Annotated in this window: 19 protein-coding genes; 16 read left to right on the forward strand and 3 right to left on the reverse strand. The window is 44.0% G+C overall.

All coding sequences use genetic code 11. The annotated features are described in order from the left end of the window. Positions 1-111 precede the first annotated feature (111 nt). The 7 genes from ruvC to yajC all read left to right on the forward strand — a co-directional run bounded on the left by ruvC (position 112) and on the right by yajC (position 7678). Positions 112-615, forward strand: a complete 504-nt coding sequence (gene ruvC, locus QFZ78_RS31280; RefSeq protein WP_057306137.1) for a crossover junction endodeoxyribonuclease RuvC — start codon at positions 112-114, stop codon at positions 613-615. Continuing rightward, complete coding sequence (ruvA, locus tag QFZ78_RS31285; protein ID WP_307553250.1) at positions 612-1241, forward strand: Holliday junction branch migration protein RuvA; 630 nt, start codon at positions 612-614, stop codon at positions 1239-1241. Before ruvC ends, ruvA begins: the two co-directional genes overlap by 4 nt. A 117-nt stretch (positions 1242-1358) precedes the next feature. Then, a complete protein-coding gene (gene ruvB, locus QFZ78_RS31290) occupies positions 1359-2366 on the forward strand; it encodes a Holliday junction branch migration DNA helicase RuvB (protein WP_307553251.1) in 1008 nt (335 codons plus the stop codon). A 509-nt stretch (positions 2367-2875) separates the two neighbouring features. After that, positions 2876-5074, forward strand: coding sequence for a SpoIID/LytB domain-containing protein (locus tag QFZ78_RS31295; RefSeq protein ID WP_307553252.1), 2199 nt, complete (start codon positions 2876-2878; stop codon positions 5072-5074). Between the two features lie 9 nt (positions 5075-5083). Next, positions 5084-6169: a tRNA preQ1(34) S-adenosylmethionine ribosyltransferase-isomerase QueA gene (gene queA / locus QFZ78_RS31300; protein WP_307553253.1), complete on the forward strand. Its 1086-nt coding sequence runs from the start codon at positions 5084-5086 to the stop codon at positions 6167-6169. Between the two features lie 42 nt (positions 6170-6211). Continuing rightward, complete coding sequence (gene tgt, locus QFZ78_RS31305; protein WP_307553254.1) at positions 6212-7351, forward strand: tRNA guanosine(34) transglycosylase Tgt; 1140 nt, start codon at positions 6212-6214, stop codon at positions 7349-7351. Between the two features lie 15 nt (positions 7352-7366). Further along, on the forward strand, positions 7367-7678 hold the full coding sequence (gene yajC, locus QFZ78_RS31310; protein ID WP_307553255.1) for a preprotein translocase subunit YajC: 312 nt from the start codon (positions 7367-7369) through the stop codon (positions 7676-7678). 71 nt (positions 7679-7749) lie between these two features. On the opposite strand, the gene QFZ78_RS31315 is transcribed toward yajC, so the two are convergent. Together QFZ78_RS31315 and QFZ78_RS31320 are read right to left on the reverse strand one after the other, a co-directional pair. Next, positions 7750-8586 carry a phosphatase PAP2 family protein gene (locus QFZ78_RS31315; protein WP_307553256.1) on the reverse strand — a complete coding sequence of 279 codons (837 nt, stop codon included), beginning with the start codon at positions 8584-8586 and terminating at the stop codon, positions 7750-7752. 95 nt (positions 8587-8681) lie between these two features. Beyond that, a complete protein-coding gene (locus tag QFZ78_RS31320; RefSeq protein WP_307555965.1) occupies positions 8682-9062 on the reverse strand; it encodes a TIGR04086 family membrane protein in 381 nt (126 codons plus the stop codon). 108 nt (positions 9063-9170) lie between these two features. On the opposite strand from QFZ78_RS31320, the gene QFZ78_RS31325 reads away from it, so the two are divergent. The 3 genes from QFZ78_RS31325 to QFZ78_RS31335 all read left to right on the forward strand — a co-directional run bounded on the left by QFZ78_RS31325 (position 9171) and on the right by QFZ78_RS31335 (position 11302). Next, on the forward strand, positions 9171-9671 hold the full coding sequence (locus tag QFZ78_RS31325) for an SLC13 family permease (RefSeq protein WP_307553257.1): 501 nt from the start codon (positions 9171-9173) through the stop codon (positions 9669-9671). Next, positions 9637-10512 (forward strand): SLC13 family permease, encoded by an 876-nt coding sequence (locus tag QFZ78_RS31330; RefSeq protein WP_307553258.1) that lies wholly within the window; start codon positions 9637-9639, stop codon positions 10510-10512. The genes QFZ78_RS31325 and QFZ78_RS31330 overlap by 35 nt, the downstream gene beginning before the upstream one ends. Positions 10513-10621: 109 nt before the next feature. Further along, a complete protein-coding gene (locus QFZ78_RS31335; protein ID WP_307553259.1) occupies positions 10622-11302 on the forward strand; it encodes a DUF421 domain-containing protein in 681 nt (226 codons plus the stop codon). An 8-nt stretch (positions 11303-11310) separates the two neighbouring features. On the opposite strand, the gene spoVB is transcribed toward QFZ78_RS31335, so the two are convergent. Further along, the gene (gene spoVB / locus QFZ78_RS31340) at positions 11311-12876 is read right to left on the reverse strand and encodes a stage V sporulation protein B (RefSeq protein WP_307553260.1); all 1566 of its coding nucleotides are present in this window, start codon (positions 12874-12876) and stop codon (positions 11311-11313) included. 165 nt (positions 12877-13041) lie between these two features. Between spoVB and QFZ78_RS31345 the strand changes: the two genes are divergently transcribed. The 6 genes from QFZ78_RS31345 (at position 13042) to QFZ78_RS31370 (ending at position 19683) form a co-directional block, all read left to right on the forward strand. After that, complete coding sequence (locus tag QFZ78_RS31345) at positions 13042-13392, forward strand: post-transcriptional regulator (protein ID WP_307553261.1); 351 nt, start codon at positions 13042-13044, stop codon at positions 13390-13392. A 100-nt stretch (positions 13393-13492) separates the two neighbouring features. Continuing rightward, positions 13493-14725 carry a protein translocase subunit SecD gene (gene secD, locus QFZ78_RS31350; protein ID WP_307555967.1) on the forward strand — a complete coding sequence of 411 codons (1233 nt, stop codon included), beginning with the start codon at positions 13493-13495 and terminating at the stop codon, positions 14723-14725. Next, positions 14715-15641 carry a protein translocase subunit SecF gene (secF, locus tag QFZ78_RS31355; RefSeq protein ID WP_307553262.1) on the forward strand — a complete coding sequence of 309 codons (927 nt, stop codon included), beginning with the start codon at positions 14715-14717 and terminating at the stop codon, positions 15639-15641. Before secD ends, secF begins: the two co-directional genes overlap by 11 nt. 65 nt (positions 15642-15706) lie before the next feature. Continuing rightward, positions 15707-16660, forward strand: coding sequence for a cation diffusion facilitator family transporter (locus QFZ78_RS31360; RefSeq protein WP_307553263.1), 954 nt, complete (start codon positions 15707-15709; stop codon positions 16658-16660). Between the two features lie 66 nt (positions 16661-16726). Next, positions 16727-19174 (forward strand): single-stranded-DNA-specific exonuclease RecJ, encoded by a 2448-nt coding sequence (recJ, locus tag QFZ78_RS31365; protein WP_307553264.1) that lies wholly within the window; start codon positions 16727-16729, stop codon positions 19172-19174. Then, on the forward strand, positions 19171-19683 hold the full coding sequence (locus QFZ78_RS31370; RefSeq protein ID WP_307553265.1) for an adenine phosphoribosyltransferase: 513 nt from the start codon (positions 19171-19173) through the stop codon (positions 19681-19683). The genes recJ and QFZ78_RS31370 overlap by 4 nt, the downstream gene beginning before the upstream one ends. Positions 19684-19826 lie beyond the last annotated feature (143 nt).

A 19826-nucleotide genomic window follows, 5' to 3' on the forward strand; every position in this document is an offset into this window, starting at 1 on the left:
GAATGAAGAGGTAGATCGGGAGGTTCCTGAGTCTATCTCTTTTTTTTGTTATCTGCTATAATGAAATGACTACATATGTTCGCTTTTTTTTAAGATGGGAGAGAAATTACAGTGCGTATTCTAGGTATTGATCCGGGGATCGCGATTGTTGGTTTTGGCTTTATTGATAAGATCGGAAGTAAGCTCATTCCTGTGCAGTATGGTTCAATTCAAACCGAAGCACATACGGACCCTGGGATCAGGCTGAAAGATGTCTATGATGCTACGACGCAATTAATAGAGAAGTATAAACCGGACGCGATGTCGATAGAGAAATTGTTCTTTAATCGGAATGTAACGACGGCATTTACAGTAGGACAAGCGCGGGGCGTCATGATTCTTGCAGGTGTTCAGGCTGGGTTGTCGATTGCTGAATATACACCGCTTCAAGTCAAACAATCCGTTGTTGGCTACGGGAAAGCTGAGAAACACCAAGTACAGGAAATGGTCAAAATATTACTAAAACTGTCCCAAGTGCCTAAGCCTGATGATGTGGCTGATGCACTTGCTATTGCTATTTGCCATGCGCATTCTTCTGCTTTGCAATCTAGGATAAATGAGGTCAGGAAAAGATGATAGATTTCTTAAGAGGGAAAGTTGCTGCACGCGAGAGCGACTTTGCGGTACTGGATGTAAATGGCGTAGGTTATCGTGTGTTTTGTCCGAATCCCTATGCACTGCCGCATAAGGAAGATGAAGCTGTCACGATGTTCATTCATTATCATGTACGTGAAGATGCTCATTTGCTATTCGGCTTTATATCAAGGGATGAACAGTCCTTGTTCCGCTTATTGCTCGATGTATCGGGTATTGGACCAAAGGTTGCGCTGGGCATTCTTGCTGCGGGCGGAAGACCAGAGGCTGTGATTCTAGCAATTAGCCAGGAGAATCTAGCTTTCCTGACAAAGCTCCCTGGCATCGGAAAGAAAACAGCACAGCGGATTATATTGGATCTGAAGGACAAATTGGGTTCGGTGAGCTTCTCAAGTCCGGAAGCTGCGGTAGCTTTAAGCGTGGTTGGATCAGCGCAGCTGAGCGATGGCGGTCATGCCTGGAGTGAAGCGAAGGAAGCGTTGATGACGCTTGGCTACACGGAAGCTGAAGCTGATCGTGCTTGGTTGCAAGTGAAGCCAAAAGCGAATCCGTCTGATTCTGTTGATGTGTTGATGAAGCTTGCGCTGCAAGCTTTGTATACGATGTAGTGGAAGTGGATTGGGCATGACTTAGCCAGTGCTTACGAAGTCAGTTTTGCTAAAGCAAAACTCAGCGAATGCTTACGAAGTCAGTTTTGCTTTAGCAAAACTCTTAGGAGGATCAACATGGACAATGACCGGATTATATCGGCTAATTTAATGATGGAGGACAACACGATTGAGTACAGCCTACGTCCTCGTTATTTGGCCGAATATATCGGCCAGAAGCAGGCGAAGGAGAACCTCAAGATCTATATTGAAGCTGCCAAGCAGCGTAAGGAAGCGCTTGATCATGTGCTGCTGTATGGGCCGCCTGGCCTCGGCAAAACAACGCTGTCCAACATCATCGCCAACGAGCTTGGCGTGAACATAAGAACGACCTCCGGCCCTGCGATTGAGCGGCCGGGCGATTTAGCTGCCATCCTGACGAATTTGCAGGAGGGTGATGTGCTTTTCATCGACGAAATTCACCGCCTCCACCGTACGGTGGAAGAGGTGCTGTATCCGGCGATGGAGGACTTTGCCCTTGATATTATCATCGGCAAGGGGCCTAGCGCACGCTCGGTGCGTCTAGACTTGCCGGCGTTTACCTTGATCGGCGCTACGACACGCGTCGGACTGCTTTCTGCGCCGCTGCGCGACCGTTTTGGGGTCGTCAGTCGGCTGGAGTTTTATACGGTGGAGGAGCTCACCTACATCGTCAGCCGAACGGCCGACATCCTACAGGTCGGCATCGTCGGTGAAGCCGCGCGCGAGATCGGCATGCGCTCGCGGGGAACACCGCGAATCGCGAACCGCTTGCTGAAGCGGGTGCGCGACTTCGCGCAAGTGAAGGGCGATGGCATTATCACGCTGGACATCGCCAAAGAGTCACTCAAGCTCATACAGGTCGATGACCTTGGACTTGATGAGATTGATCATAAGATGCTGCGCGCCATCATTCAAAGCTTCCAAGGCGGCCCAGTAGGGCTCGAAACGATTGCCGCCACCATCGGCGAAGAGAGTCAGACGATCGAAGACGTCTACGAGCCGTATTTGCTGCAAATTGGATTCTTGCAGCGTACCCCTAGAGGCCGGATGGTAACGCCTCAGGCCTATCATCATTTAGGTTTACCGGTGCCGGAACAACGGTAATTCGTGATCTTTTGCCGCAGCTGAAAGGCGGGCAAAAGATTTTTTTTGTTTCAACTGAGTTTTGTTTTCGCTAGAGATTGTTCTTTCGTCGAGCTTACTGAGCAAGAAAGGTTATTTTTCCAGTCGAGCTTGCAGAGCAAGAAGCTTTTTGCACTTTCTACAATTTGAAGGGTGTATGAGAGAGAATCTCTGAAGCTCGAGCACAAATTATTTCATTGTTGTACTTTCTGCAACAATTTAGGGGTTTAAATGGTTTTACTCAGCGATTGTTATACAAAGTACAACAGTTTAAGTCCACATCTGCCAATTTGATCTTCAGCAGTAGAATTGTTGTATTTTTTACCATGAGGAGGAGTATGGGGGAAATCCGTTGTTTTGACATGTTACGCTTGATGCAGCAATGAATCTACGATGTTTTTTGCCTATATTAAATTCTATCAAACAAAACTTCTTCCAATTTCTAGAGTCTAATGTAGTAGAATGCTGCGAAAGAAAGGAAATTGTGTCGAATGAATTGGAGAAATAAGCTGCTTACCCCTAAGAGAATAGCTTTATTAACGATGGCTGCTTTGACCTTTGGAACATTCCCTGCGCTGGTGCCCCATGCAAATGCAGAGGGGATCAAACATTTGGATCAGATTCGTGTTGCACTTTTGATAGATTCAACCAAATATAGAAAAGTAGAACCGGTAGTAACCCTTACTGCGTCTGGCGGTCTGGATATTGCTGTACGTAATTCAGCGGGGACTGCTGCTAAACCGTGGGTCTCGATTCCGGATGCTTCGATTCGACTATCGATTGATCAGTATAGTGTAATTATGCTCGAAACGATAGATTACCTAGCAGCCAAGGCCTTGAATGCTAAATTAGCTGCGATGCCCGAAGATAGCTATGTGTTAAGTAGAGTGAAACAAGGAAGAACGGTATACCAAGTTTATTACGGCAGCTTCCCCTCTAAGGAAGAAGCCGAAGGTGCTGCAGCGCAAGCACTTAAAGATACAACCGTTTCGGCGTTAACGAAATTGGCTCCTCCTGTAGTTAAAGGTCCACTGCATTGGAGTGCGGGTACGTATGCTGATGAGGCGGCTGCTCTGCAGCAATTGCTTATATTTAACCAAGCAGGACTCGAAGCAGATATTGCGCTGCAAGAAGATGCGGAAGGTAAACTAACCTATAGCGTATGGGTAGGTAATGAAGCTGCTGGAGGACAGTTAGAGGCAGTGAAGCAAGCAGCGTTACGCGCAGCTCCTAACTTGGCTTTACAACCTGTGAATACGAAATCATCCTATTTGATTCGCAGATCGGATGTGACGGCTTCCACGAATGGCTCCGCTTCGGTACTTCATTATGCCGCGGCAGCAGGTGATCAAAAGACGGTAATCCATCCGAAGAGTCAGGGAATTGCCATCAAGGAGCGGGCTAACCTTAGTTACCGCGGAGATATGGAGATAAGTACCTATCATGGTAGGTTAGCTTTAGTGAATGAAGTTCCGATGGAGCAATATTTATATGCTGTCTTAGGCTCTGAGCTTAGTTCTAGTTGGCCAACAGAAGCGTTGAAGGCACAAGCTGTAGCTGCTCGTACGTTTGCAATCAAACAGGGAAATAAGTATGAGATTGCACAAGTCACGGATACAACGTTAGATCAGGTTTACTATGGAATACAAAAGGAATTTGCAGCAGGAATACAAGCTGTTGATGCGACGAAAGACGAAGTATTATCAGATAAAAATGGTCTGATATCGCCTGTGTTTTCTTCGAATTCAGGCGGGATGACTGCGGATCCCTCTGAAGTATGGGGGAATCCATTAACTTATTTGCGTAGTGTGCCAAGTCCGGATGATGGTGCTGAAAAAGGGAAGGCGATCTGGTATCGTATTCAATTAACCGATGGTCGCACGGGCTACGTACACAGCATGTATCTCAAAGACAGTGGTCAGAAGGGTAAAGAGGGCGCCTCCTACTACGAGGCCACGGAACAAGGTGTAAATGTCCGTACGGCACCTTATGTAGATAATGCTGCTAATCCTTCGATTGCTCAGCTTTCCAATAAAGAGAAAGTATTAGTGTTGGGCCAAGAAAAAGAATCGAATGCCTATTCTTGGATTAGAGGTCCTTACACAGGTAATGAGATTAAAAGTAAATTAGCGGCAGCCAATGTAGTTGTAAGCGGAGATTTGCAATCACTTGAAATATCGAAGCGAGGACCTTCAGGGAGGGTGACCGAACTGAAAGCGAACGGTGTTGTGGTGAAGGTGCCTTATCCTGATGCTTTACGTGCGGCACTTGGGGGATTACCCAGCACCCGGTTTGAAATTGTACAAGCAGGAAGTTATACTGGTAATACCCCAGATCCTATTGGCCTAACGATTGCTGGTGCAGGAAGTAGTGAGACAAGTAGTGCTGGCTCTGATTCGGTCTATGTGCTGTCTGGTGGTCAATCACAGCCTACAGCCTTGAAGATAACCGATTTAACGGCTCTTGGCACAGCGGGACAGTCGAAACCGACGTCTTCGTTGGTACCCCCTGTGACCCCTCCTAATCCACAAACGGCAGGTCAAGGCAATCAGTTCATTTTCCGTGGAACAGGCTTTGGACACGGACTTGGCATGTCTCAATGGGGTGCAAGAGGCTATGCCGAATTAGGCTACGATTATAAGAAAATACTTCAGTCTTATTATGCTGGAGTCAACATAACTAAGGAATGAATACATAACATGGATGTACAAGCTTTCGATTTTGAACTACCTGAATCGTTGATTGCCCAGACGCCGCTGCTTAATCGAACAGCGTCTAGACTGCTTACGTTGAACAAACAATCAGGTGAGATTAGTCACCGGACTTTTGAACAGCTAATTGATTATGTAGAAGCCGGGGATTTACTCGTGATGAATGACACGCGAGTCATTCCAGCACGGCTTTTTGGTACGAAGAAAGACACCGGCGCCAAAGTGGAGATTTTGCTCCTGAAGCCCCTAGGTGAGGATCGTTGGGAAGCCTTGGTAAAGCCAGGGAAACGCATGCAATTAGGGGCAGTAGCGGTTTTCGGCGTGAACGGCAACACAACCAGTGGAGAACAACCTCTGTTAACAGCGGAAGTTGTGGAAGTTGGAGATATGGGTGGTCGTGTCCTCCAGTTTAGTTATATAGGCATTTTCAATGAGATTCTAGACCGGTTGGGCGAGATGCCGCTTCCTCCCTATATTAAGGAGCAGTTGTCAGAGCGGGAACGCTATCAGACGGTATATGCAAGGCATGAAGGCTCAGCTGCTGCACCAACGGCAGGGCTGCACTTTACCGAAGCTTACTTGGATAAACTTCAAGCCAAAGGTGTTCGTCTTGCATTTGTTACCCTACATGTAGGGCTCGGGACATTCCGTCCTGTATCTGTGGACACGATTGAAGAACACCATATGCACGAGGAGTATTACATACTGTCATCTGAAACGGCAGCACTAATTAACGAAACCAAAATGAATGGTAAGCGTGTGATTGCCGTGGGGACTACATCAGCTCGTACGTTAGAAACTGCAGCTGGCTTGAGTCGCAAGCAAGCAGGTAACGATGCTGTCGAACAATTAGTTATTCAGCCTTCACAGGGCTGGACTTCAATTTTTATTTATCCGGGGTATACATTCGGTGTGGTGGATGCCTTGTTAACGAATTTCCACTTACCTAAGTCAACCCTGCTTATGCTTATTAGCGCATTAGCTGGGCGAACGAATGTGTTGCAAGCTTATAAAGAAGCTGTCCGCGAGCAATATCGTTTTTTTAGTTTTGGAGATGCTATGTTAATTTACTAAGTTCAATTATCAGAAAGACGATTAGAATAGGAAGTGGATGTATTGGCAGCAGCAGTTACTTATGAACCAATCAAAACATGTAAACAATCCGGAGCACGTCTTGGACGCGTTCACACCCCTCACGGTGTCATTGAAACGCCAGCTTTCATGCCAGTTGGCACACAGGCAACGGTAAAAACGATGAGCCCTGAGGAATTGAAGACGATGGATGCTCATATTATTTTAAGTAATACTTATCATCTCTTCATCAGACCGGGTCATGATATAGTGAAAGCCGCTGGTGGTTTGCACAAATTCATGAATTGGGACCGACCTATTTTGACAGACAGCGGCGGGTTCCAAGTATTCAGTCTAAGTAACATGCGTAAGATTACGGAAGAAGGCGTACAGTTTAAATCCCACTTGAATGGGGACAAGCTTTTTCTCTCCCCGGAGAAGGCAATGGAAATTCAGAATGCACTTGGTTCAGATATTATGATGGCTTTTGACGAATGTCCTCCTTTTCCCGCAGAGTATGAATATGTGAAGAAATCACTTGAGCGTACGACGCGGTGGGCCGAGCGTTGTCTGCAAAGTCATAGCAGACCGAATGATCAGGGATTGTTCGCCATCATTCAAGGAGGCATGCACGAAGATCTTCGTAAGATGAGTGCCGAGCAGTTGACTTCCATGGATTTCCCGGGGTATGCTATTGGTGGACTGAGTGTTGGAGAACCTAAGCATTTGATGTATGAAGTGCTTGATTACACAACACCTCTTATGCCTGCGAACAAACCTCGCTATCTGATGGGCGTAGGTTCCCCAGATGCATTAATTGAAGGCTCTATCCGCGGTATCGATATGTTCGATTGCGTACTGCCAACAAGGATAGCCAGGAATGGGACTTGTATGACTAGCGAAGGCCGGCTTGTTATCCGTAATGCTAAGCATGCGACTGACTTTGGTCCGTTGGATCCCAAATGTTCTTGTTATACCTGTACGAACTACAGCCGAGCTTATATTCGTCATTTAATTAAAGCGGATGAGACCTTCGGAATCAGATTGACCACAATTCATAACCTTCACTTTCTACTACAGCTTATGCGAGAAGTCAGAGAAGCTATAAAGGAAGATCGTTTACTTGATTTCCGCGATGACTTCTTTGCAGCTTATGGGCTGAATGATAATGAAAGAGGATTCTAAGAGAGGAGGATACCTATGTTTCTATTGGCTGAAGGAGCTGCCGACACAGGTGCGGTAGGATATTTGTATACATACGGGCCATTAGTGCTCATGTTCGTAGTTCTCTACTTCCTACTTATTCGTCCACAGCAAAAAAGACAGAAAACACGTAGTCAAATGCTTGGAGGATTGAAAAAAGGGGATAAGGTCGTTACGATTGGCGGGCTTCACGGAACGATTATGGAAATCACGGACGACATTTGTGTACTTCGTGTTAACGATGCGACGAAAATGACATTTGATCGTTCTGCTGTCAATGCTGTTTCTCAAACTGCAGCAAAGGAATAAAATAAAAAGCGAGATCCTTCAATCAGGTTCTCGCTTTTTATTTGACTTTTTACAAAGATATAAGACAGGTATTATAGTTCATTATTCTTTAATCGCTTAAGCAGAGCTTGTTCGCCAAGAACGAGACGGCCATCGGAAATACGTAAGCCTACTCTAGCTGCTACAACACCAAGCACAACACCGGCACACATATCAGATAACCAGTGGATACCTAGATAAAAGATCGTGAAGATGATGAATGCCGAAGAACAAGGCACGAATATTTTCCAAAACGTATTGCGACTCTTCACTGCAATTACAGCCATCGAAACCGAGATCGATGTGTGTAAGCTTGGAAAACAATTATCAAGTCCAGAAAGTGGGCGATAGTCTTGTTCAAAAGTTGGGAATACATCGAGAATCAACAGCTTAACAGTAGGATGAAACGACCATACTTCGTTGACTGGGAAAAACAGATAGAATGGAATGGCAATCATATAGTTGAACATGAGTGCGTAACAAATGGCGTAAAAGAGTCTATAATTTTTCTGGTACGTATAAAGTGCAATCGATGTTATCATTACAGCGGGAAAAACGACCACATAAAAATAGCTGCTAATTAAAGTCAACGTATCATTATGGAAAAAGTGCTGAATGGATGCAACGAAGTTACCTTCAATGCTATAGATCGATTTGGTGAAATCCGCTTTTATATCGATCTCTTTTTCAACCCACATCTCGACTTTATTAAAAAAAAGTATGGTAATCAGTGCAACAAAGTGAAGGACATACTTACGAGAGGTAAATATTTCTTGAACAAAGCTTCCGGCAATATTAAATGGATTCTTTCGTGTCGCAGCGATCAGGAAAATAAAGATAGTAATAACTATATAGACTGTAGCATGCGTCATAGATTGAAAAGGGCTCATGGTGTTTTCCCCCTAATATTGGAAATTATTTGTGGCAATAACTATGATATTATACCACAATCTAAGGGGGAAAGTGATATCTTCACGGAAACGTCTTATTTTTGCGTGTTAACGCCGAGTATTCCGCCCAATGCTCCTGACACGAATAGAATGCTAAGTAATTGAAGGGATTGAAGATTTAAACCGGCATCGAAAGCAAGAAAACCAACCAAAAAAATGAGGATAAAATAGACAAAGCCAACAATACCCCCGTGATACCAGCCGCGGTTTCCAGCTCTTTTGCCTGAAACCCAGCCTCCAATAAATAGAGAAACTGCATGAATAATCGTAGTTAACATATGCAGAGAGCTTTCTTGTGTGCTGGTTAAAAGTAGAAATAAGGACGTCACTATTGTTCCAATTGTCATCATACTTAATGAATAAACAAGTCCGGAAAATAAAGGAGACGTTATTCGAACCTGACTGACCGTTTTCATAGGGTTCACAGGCCACCAATCCTTTCGTATATTCGTTCGTTTCATTAACATCATTGTATGGCCAAGCACATAGAATTAGTACAGACTGTTCTAGGGAAGGGGATAATTATGACGGAATTTTCTCAAGGTCCAGTTTTATGGCAAGCTATCATTGCCTTGATCATTTTTGCCGCGGCTTATGTTTGTATCTTGATTGAGAAATGGGATCGGATGTATACAGCATTAGGTGGAGCCCTTCTGATGATAATGTTGGGGATTGTTCCTCTTGGCAAGGCAGTTACAAGTTACGCAAACTGGCATGTTCTTTTACTTATCACAAGCTTATTTATTATTTCTGGCGTTTTTCTGAAAACAGGAATTATCGCTTATTCGGCAAGTCATATCCTACGAAAGTTTCGATTACAGCCAATTACGGTTCTACTAAGTTTGTCAGTCCTTTCAGCGATAGTATCAGCGCTTTTGGATGGTTTGCTAGCTATAGCCGTGCTTGTACCCATTTTGCTGAAGACGACAAAAATGATGAAATTATCTCCAGTTCCTTTTCTGATTAGCATCCTCTTATCGGTGAATATTGGTGGAGCTGCAACGCTCATGGGGAATTTTGCCTAACCGAATGATTGGAGCTGCAGAGAATATATCAACAGGGGAGATGCTAATAAAGCTCGGGCCTCTTGTAATCATCTTGTTAGCCATTGTATATCTCGTGATATGGTTGATTTACGGGAAGAAGATGATTGTAGCAGAATCATATAAAAGAGAGCTGCTTACTTTACAACCCGCCTCTAATTTGGCTTCAGATCGAGGATTTCTTGTTGGGAGCTGTTTAATCATCGGACTTACGTTGTTAGCTTTGTTACTTCAAGGCGTACTAGGATGGAAAGCTTCGTACATTGCTGCATGTGGGGCAGTAACCTTATTGGCATTAAATTACAAAGAACTATTCCAATTGGTGAAACGTAGAGACTATCTTTCCATATGGCAAGGCTTGAGAGAGACACAATTGCTCTTTTTCTTTGGATTATTCATCATGATCGGTGGTTTAACGTATGCCGGAATTACCGGATTTATTGCAGTGAGAGGTTTAGAAATCAGTCAAGGAAACATTCCCTTCTTATCCATCCTTCTGTTATGGCTTACCGGCTTTGGCTCTGCCATGATGGACTACATTCCTTATACGGCTGCCATGATTCCAGTCGTCAAGCATATGGGTAGCATGCTGCCAAGTGCAGCCGACATCACAACAATTACATCATTATGGTGGTCTTTAATCGTTGGAACTGCCATTGGCAGCGGGGTCACTCTTCTAAGTTCTATGACTAGCATGTATGCGGCCGCTCTTTCTGATCAGGAGGGGGGAGGGCTAACACAACGCGGATATTTTATCGTGGCCGCTCCGATTTCTTTGCTTTTATTCATAGCAGCTACAATTTATTTCAAGTTATTTCTGTAGGAATTGCCAACAATTGAATACGTAAATTCTGCATGATGAAGTGCATGAGCGGTCAGAATACCATTGAACTCCGAGAACAAGCAAGAGCTTAGATCAGGGGAGGCTAACAATGGATATTCTGACCATTTTTTTACGTACCGTGCTGATCTACTTTGTCGTTTTTCTCATGTTAAGGCTCATGGGAAAACGTGAAATTGGTAAACTTTCGCTGTTTGATCTTGTGATCTCGATTATGATTGCAGAAATTGCGGTCTTTGTTCTTGAAGATTCCAGCAAACCACTTATGGATGGGCTTGTCCCAATGGCAACGCTGGTACTTATTCAAATCTTCATTGCGTTTATTACATTAAAAAGTAGAACCGTTCGAATTCTCTTTGACGGAAGGCCGAGCGTCTTAATCAACAAGGGAATGATTGACCGAGAGGAAATGAAGAAGCATCGATATAATTTAGATGATTTGATGCTGCAGCTAAGACAAAATAAGATTATGAATGTGGCAGATGTGGAGTTCGCGGTGTTAGAACCTTCGGGGAAATTAAGTGTAGTGGAAAGAGAAGTAAAAGAGACAGCTGAAGTCAATGATGGAGTGAAGGGTGCGATTCGCTATGAAGGACTTCCGCTGCCTCTCATTATGGATGGTAAAGTGCAGGATGCGAATTTGGAGAAAATAGGGAAAACCAGATTTTGGCTGAAAAATCAACTCCAAGTTAAAGGAGCCCGTGATTTTAAAGAAGTGTTTTATTGCTCCATTGATCATAGAGGGCGAATGTTTTTGGATCGTAAAAGATAAGCTGCTCATCAGCGTATGATTTTTTTGCCCATGTTCATAAGCCGGCTTATATCCTTTAAGCTAATTAGACGAAATAGAGTGATGAACACTAAATATACGATAAACCCTATGACAAAAGAGGTTACAAAACGAAGCCAATCGGTTGATGTCCAAGACGTATACATGATGAAGTAGCTGCAAAGCCCGGAAAGCGCCATAGCTGCCCCGATTTTACCGAAATCACTGCCTTCCATGCGGAATTTCAACAGGCGTACAACACTATTCCAATGCAGAAGCGTTACCAAGACGATATTCACATTAATGGCGAAAACAGCTCCGTGAATACCCATTTCCGGCTTGCTGGCTAGCCAATATATGAGAATAAGCTTAACAGATGAGCCAATCAAGGTGTTGATTAAAGCGGATCCTGGCTTGTTCAAAGCCTGTAAGGCGGACTGTAACGGAGCTTGAAAATAAATAAATATGGCGATAGGAGCCATCATTTTCAGCATGACTCCTACTTCAGGTTGATTGTACATATATGTACAGATCGGTTCTGCAAGAACGAACATAAGGACAGCAAATGGAGCACCAGTTACTAAAGCCAGCTTTAAGGATTGATGCAGCCGCATGTGAATGGTTTTGATATCTTTGCGGGCGGCTGCTTCGCTTAAGGAGGGAACGAGAGAGACCGACAATGACATCGTAAGTGCGCTAGGCAGAAGTATAATAGGGATAATCATCCCTTGTAAGGCGCCGTATTGGGCTGTTGCCAATGAAGTTGAGATACCCGCAATAGCTAGACTTTGTGCAATCAGAATGGATTCCAGCAGATAGGAGCTTGCCCCAATCAATTTACTTCCTGTTATAGGGATTGAAATTCGCATAATTCTACGAAAATTAGAAAGTCTGCCATTCGTTTTATTCGTTCCAATTTGCGCAATAGGGGCTTTAGGAGATGTTTTCTTGTCGTACTTGAAATGGATGGCTAAGACGACTAGGCCGCCAATTTCTCCCGCTAGGACACCCGTCATCGCACCAGCTGCTGCATATTCGATCCCATAGGGGATCATTACATACGAACAAACGAGAACCATGACAATACGGATGAGTGTCTCCATAATTTGAGAAGTAGCGGTAGGGATCATATTCTGTCTTCCCTGAAAATAGCCGCGATAAACAGCGGAGATACCGATGATCGGGATCATTGGACTCATACAAAGGAACGTGTAGTAAACTCGTGAGTCTGTTAATAAATGAGATGTAATCCACGAAGCTCCTACGACACAAGCGATCGTAAATACGACACTGAGACTGATGGTAATAGCTAACGAGATTTTTAGAATGCTGCGTATTCTCGTTTCGTTGTGTTCAGCCTCTGCTTCTGCTATCAACTTGGCAATCGCAACAGGTATCCCGCCTGTTATAATAGTTAAGATAACGGACAAGAATGGCCAACCCATATGATAAATACCGATACCTTCAGCACCGATGACACGTGGTAAAGTAATCCTAGGTATAAAGCCAAGAATACGGTTCAAAATGCCTGCGGCTAACAGGATCATCGTGCCTCTAATAAACGACTGCTTGGTCACTGCCATTCCCTCTTCCGATACGTGTCATATCCTATGACTATGCGAGGGTTGGCCAAGCTCATGCTAACATTTTGTGGACAGGTCACAGTTTGGCAGGAAAATGGTGGATGAATATCGAATTATTCTAATGAGTAAAGGTAAATCACACCTTAGGAGGTTCTCCCAATGAACGGAGAAGATAACGATCAAGTACCTCATCATCCTGAGGACAAGAAGAATGAACAGGTAGAGGCTAGCGAGACAGCATCCATTGACTCTGAGGAAGAACAGGTTTCCCTTACTGATCTGGAACTTAATGAGCTTATCGAAAGCTTATGTTTAAGCAAAGTTGAAGAATTTGTTATGCTTGGCTACGAGCACGTGAGTGGTAAAGATATATGGGATTGCGTTAGCGACAAATACCGCAAAACGGGTGTCCCTTCGCTTCATCAAATCGTAAATGACATTTTGTCGCTCAAATCAACGGCGTTCATGAACTGGATGACGATTAGTATGTATAGAGGAGCCCAATTCTAAGAATGGGCTTATTTTTTCATGAAACGACTTAAATTGACTCGATTTTCAGACCTGAGTATAATAGGCATATTGAGTATGGAAGGGAGACAAGCAAGAGATGGTGGATTGGAAAAGAATATCGTTCTTTATTCTAACGGTTGTTGTTGTTCTCGGAGCGATCGGAGCAACAAGCCCTAGTCTAGTAGATCGAATTAAGCTTGGATTGGATTTAAAAGGCGGGTTTGAAATTTTGTACACCGCAGAGCCCTTGGCAGCTGGTCAACCGCTTACAAAGGAGACGCTTTCTGAAGCGGCAGAAAGCCTTGCCAAACGTGCTGACTCATTTGGTGTAGCCGAACCTGAGGTTTATCCGGAAGGATCAGATCGCATTCGTGTACGTCTTGCGGGTGTTGAAAATGAGGAAGAAGTCAGAAGCTTATTATCCAAGCCTGCTGTTCTTACCTTTAGAGGTCCGGATGGAACGGTTTATATGAACGGAACTGATTTTGTTGAGAACGCTGCTAAAGTTAGCTACGATCCGAATACGAATCAACCGATTGTTGAAATCAAGATGAAGAGCAGAGAGAAGTTTAAAGAAGTTACGACCAAGCTTACTGGTAGTACGTTATCCATTTATTTGGATGAAAAACTGGAATCTTCAGCCTCAGTGAATTTTCCGATTGATAGTGACTCCGCTATCATTACTCAAACAAGTGTTGCGGGAGCAACTACTGTAGCGAAAATGATTAACTTGGGGGCTATGCCGTTAAAATTAACAGAGAAATATATTCAGCGTGTGGATGCCACTTTAGGTAAAGCATCGCTGCATCAAACAGCTAGAGCTGGTTTGATTGCTTCGATCTTAATCTTTATCTTCATGGTAGCGTATTACCGTGCACCAGGTGTAGTGGCTGCCTTTACACTGATTACTTATGTATGGGTACTATTGGCAATATTCGACTTTATGGATGCAACACTAACGCTGCCAGGTATTGCGGCCCTCGTCTTAGGAGCGGGTATGGCGGTCGATGCGAACATTATTACTTATGAAAGAATTCGTGAGGAAATACGTGCCGGCAAGAGCATTCTTTCATCATTGAAATCAGGTTCGAAACATTCTTTCCGTACAATTATGGATGCTAACGTAACGAATTTGATTGCTGGTATAGTTCTGTACTACGTCGGAAACGGCGCAATTCGCGGATTCGCGGTTATTACGATGATGAGTATTATTATCAGTATCTTAACGAACGTATTGTTCTCCAGATGGCTGCTGCATCTTATCATACGGGGCAACTTGCTGAAAAAGCCAAGTTATTTCGGTGTGAAGGAGGCAGATATCCGTGGGCTTTAAGAAACAGTATGATTTTGTGAAAAATCGCAATAAGTATTTCATTATTTCGATTGCACTTCTTGCTATTGGTCTGTTCGTTATGCTGTTTTCTGGCATGAATTTCGGCGTTGATTTCAAAGCAGGAACAAATATTGATCTTGTCGTTGGCAAACAACTAGACAGTGCCAAGGTTGAAGAAATATTGCATACTCTTCAAACGAATGGCGATGTAAAATCGAACTTTGCGGATCCAACAATCGGCGGTAATAACAGTGATCGTGTCTCCATCCGATTCGATGATGTTTTGAATGATGAGACGGTTGATAAGATCCAAAAAGCATTCGCAACGGCTTATGGTTCTGAGGTTTCCAAAGAAATCAACACAGTTGATCCACAATTAGCGAAGGAACTATTGCTTAAAGCGGTTTATGCCATTGCCATTTCCAGCGTTTTGATTTGTTTGTATGTCAGTATTCGTTTCGAATGGCGCTTTGCCTTAGCAGCGATTATTGCCATACTTCATGATGCTTTTATGGTTATCGCTATGTTTGCGATTTTCCGCTTTGAAGTAAACTTACCGTTTCTAGCGGCAGTTTTGACCACAATTGGTTATTCTATCAATGATAAAATCGTTATTTTTGACCGTATTCGTGAAAATCTGCGATTTGCTAAAATCAAAACGGACGAAGATCTCGTTGCGTTGGTCAACGATAGTATCTGGCAAACGATGGCGCGTAATGTCAATACCGTATTAGTCGTATTGTTAGCCGCAGGGTGTATATATATATTCGGTAGTGAGTCCATTAAACTTTTCGCACTTGCGAAATTAATCGGTCTAACAAGTGGAGCTTATTCGTCTATTTTCATAGCATGTTCAATTTGGTATTTATTGAAAAGAAACTCTTTGCGTAGTTCTAAAAAGAAAGCTGCAGCGTAATAACCATAATAACCGGCCGCGTGAATGTTGCGCGGCCTTTGTATCCGTTCAGGGGGAGTGTCCACGTGAATGACGAGCGTTTTCAAAAGACAGAACTCACTGTCTGGGTAGGTATTTCCGGCAATTTAGCTCTTGCCTGTCTCAAGGTTATTGTTGGGTTTATGTCGCAGAGTAAAGCACTTCTCGCTGACGCGGTACATTCAGCCTCTGAGGCAGTAAGTTCATCTTCTGCATTAATTAAACGAAGAACAGCAGAAGCGGCGCCTCAAGAAGCAAATCCTAATCGTCAAGATAAGAAGGTATCTATCACATCTATTTTGCTGTCGATCGTTATTCTAGTCCTGGGTGTTGAACTGGGCATCTCTACCATCAAATCCATATGGGTTGACGTAGAGCATGCTCCTAAGTTATACGCACTTGTTGCAATTGGGATTTCGCTCTTGGTAAAAGAGATTATGTTTCAATATACATACAGGATGGGAAAGCGTTTAGAATCTCAGGAATTAATTGCTAATAGCTGGGGTCACCGTTCCGATATATACTCTTCTATTGTAGCTCTCATTGGTGTGTTAGGAGCTTTAATGGGCAATTACCTAAACCTATCTTTTCTTTATTATTTGGATTCACTTGCGGGATTATTTATATCTCTCATGGTGCTGAAGATGGGGTATTCGTTACTTAAAGAAGCCTTACATACAAAAATCGATTATGTCCTGCTGCAGGAAGATGCTGCAGAACTGATTGCTGCCGTACAGATGATAAAAGGTGTAATAACCGTCGATGACTTGCAGGCAAGGGAACATGGCCATTATGTCGTTGTTGATATCAAAATTAGCGTAAATCCAAGGGTATCTGTATGGGAAGGGCATGAAGTCTCCAAAAAGATCAAGCAGCAGTTGATGAAACGATTCCATCATATTTCTGATGTTTTTGTTCAGGTAAGCCCCTATGATGCAGGATATCCTTACAAAAATAATACGGATACCGAGTTAAATGAAGTTCCATCCGTTATTCACTAAATAGCGCTAAAATTATGTTTACGAAGAAAGTTTTCCATACGGAAAACTCTAAGGAGGACACACCGAGTGCTAGCACCGAAGGCAAGATGGAGCATAGGAAATGCGGATGAAATGCTCGTTGAAACATTTGTGCGCGAGCTGCAGATAGACCCGCTCGTTGCCAGGATGCTTGTTCTTCGAGATATACGCACCGTGCCAGATGCTGAACAATTCTTGCATGGCGGAGTCCACTATTATTATGACCCGTATCTGCTTGACGGGATGCTCCCAGCTGTAGAACGGATCCGAAAAGCTCTTCAGAATGATGAATTCATACGTGTATATGGTGATTACGATGCCGATGGTGTAAGCAGCACCTCATTGATGGCCCATTTGTTAAAAGGCCTAGGCGCTCGTTTCGATACGTATATCCCTCATCGCATTCGAGAAGGCTATGGGCTAAATCGCTCTGCGATCGAATTAGCCAAAGAACAAGGCGTCACGCTATTAATCACGGTTGACACAGGCATTAGTGCTGTTCAGGAAATAGCCTATTGTCAGGAAATAGGCCTAGATGTTATCGTAACGGATCATCATGAGCCACCTGAGATACTGCCTCAAGCTTTAGCTGTCATTAATCCAAAGAAGCCAGGTTGCCCTTACCCTTATAAACACCTTGCAGGCGTTGGCGTTGCTTTTAAATTGGCTCATGCCATACTTGATCGATTGCCTGAAGAACTGTTGGAGTTTGCAGCGCTTGGTACGGTTGCAGATTTAATGCCTCTCACGGGGGAGAATCGTTTAATTGTGAAGCAGGGACTGCTGCGTATGCAGGATTCTACCTACGCAGGATTTCGTTCACTTATTGGTGTATCCGGGATTGATAATAAGGAAGTGACCGCATCTCACATTGGTTTCTCGCTAGCACCAAGAATTAATGCAAGCGGCCGATTGGAAGCCGCAGATATTGCCGTGAAGCTGCTCACAACATCGGATGAGAAAGAAGCGGAGCAAATTGCCTTTGAACTGGATATGCTGAATAAAGAACGTCAACTTATTGTAGAAGAAATGGTGAAAGAAGCTTTTGTTCTAGCCGAGCAGCAGCAAGCCAAAGGTTTAGATAAAGTGATAGTTGTCGCTAAGGAACAGTGGAACGTCGGTGTTGTCGGTATTGTTGCATCCAAGATCGTAGAGAGATTTTACCGTCCGACCTTAGTGCTTAGCATTGATCCACAGACGGGTATGGCCAAAGGTTCTGCTCGCTCGATTGCCGGCTTTGATTTACACAAAGCGCTGACGGCTTGTGATGAGATGCTTGACCACTACGGTGGCCATCAAGCGGCTGCGGGGATGAGTTTGAATAGCAGCCATCTGGAGGCATTCACTCATAAGCTGAATGAACTAGCAGCTGCTGCACTAACGGAACAGGATTTCATTCCACTTCTGAAAGCAGATGCGGCGTGCAGCTTGTCAGATGTTCCGATTGCAAGTATTGAGCAGTTAGAGAAGCTCGCGCCATTCGGAATGGGTAATCCTGCGCCGAGGTTCATGTTCACCGATTTATCGCTCGGCGATATCCGGACGATGGGCAAGGAGAAACAGCATCTCAAGCTAGCTCTCTCCCAGATGAAGGAAGAAGTAAGCTGCTCAGTGGAAGCTGTCGGTTTCGGCAAAGGAAGCTTGGCTGGTCTGATCGCACCTGCTGCTAAGGTAGATGTGCTTGGAGAGCTTTCAATCAACGAGTGGAACGGTGTGAGGAAGCCTCAAATCATGATGCAGGATCTTCGTATAACGCATATGCAGCTGTTTGATTGGCGTGGAGCGGGACAATTGAGCACAAAGCTTAGCGTACTTCAGAACACGATTGCTGCGGGGAATGGTAACCGCACACTCACTCCAGCTATCGTTCTATTTGATGAAGCAGATGCAGCCTTATTCACTTCAACTGCGTTTCAGTTAGGTGGCTCAGTGCCCTACTGGATTGTTCAAGATAGCGAACAATTACGACCGGGTAACGAATCAGCCCGTCAATTGGGATTTGCTAACATGCAGGATATTATCTTGTACACGATCCCACGCAGCGTTGCAAGCTTGCAGAGTGTGCTTCATCAAGCCTGTGGAATGATGCGCTGTTATCCAGTATTTGCAGAGTTAGGGCCTGACAGCGGCAGTACGCTGCCATCTCGAGACATGTTTAAAATGCTGTATGGCACTTTGCAAAAAGAAGGATCGCTGAATGTTCAGGATGTACGATTAATGACCTCGTTTAGTAAACGATCGGGTCTTTCTCCAGCAATGATTCAATTTATTTTATCCGTTTTTGAAGAACTTGGTTTTGTTGAGAAACAAGGCGGCCTAGTTAAACTACATGCGTCACCGGCTAAGAGAGATCTAACAGCATCCCGCTTGTATCAACATAGATTGCATCGCCAGGAAGTTGAATCCATTGTCATGTACTCCTCAGCCAAAGAGCTGGAGGAATGGATAGCCGATCAAATAAAAAAAGAAAATCACATTTTGGAGGAAATTATATGAATTTCAAAGAACACATTCGCGTTATCCCGGATTTTCCACAACCAGGCATTCGTTTCAAGGACATCACAACGTTACTGCAAAATGGACCGGTTTATAGAGAAGCTATCGATCAGATGAAAGCATTAATTAAAGAGAAACAAATCGATGTTATTGCGGGTCCTGAAGCACGCGGCTTCGTCATTGGCGCTCCGCTCGCTTATTCACTTGGATTAGGCTTTATTCCGATTCGTAAGAGTGGTAAATTGCCTGGCGAGACGATTGAGGCTGACTATGCTCTTGAATATGGCAAGGATAAATTAGCCATGCATAAAGATGCTATTCAACCAGGTCAAAAGGTACTGATTGCGGATGATTTGCTTGCAACAGGTGGAACGATTCAAACATCGATCGACCTGATTAAGCAGCTTGGCGGAGAAGTTGTAGGGGCTGCGTTCTTGATCGAGTTATCCTATTTAGACGGTAGAAGTAAGTTTAATGGGATTGACGTGGTTTCCTTAGTTCAATATTAAGTAAAGTTAAGAATCGAATGTTCGTGTTCGATTCTTTTTTATACAATGAAAGCTAATATTTCAGGAATACTTTCAGTGAATGGGTAGAAAATGCTGCTTTTTGTCGAATGCATGGTGTGAACAGTTGACGTGGAGCCTGCCTT

The organism is Paenibacillus sp. V4I5, assembly GCF_030817255.1.
Taxonomy (GTDB): Bacteria; Bacillota; Bacilli; order Paenibacillales; family NBRC-103111; genus Paenibacillus_E.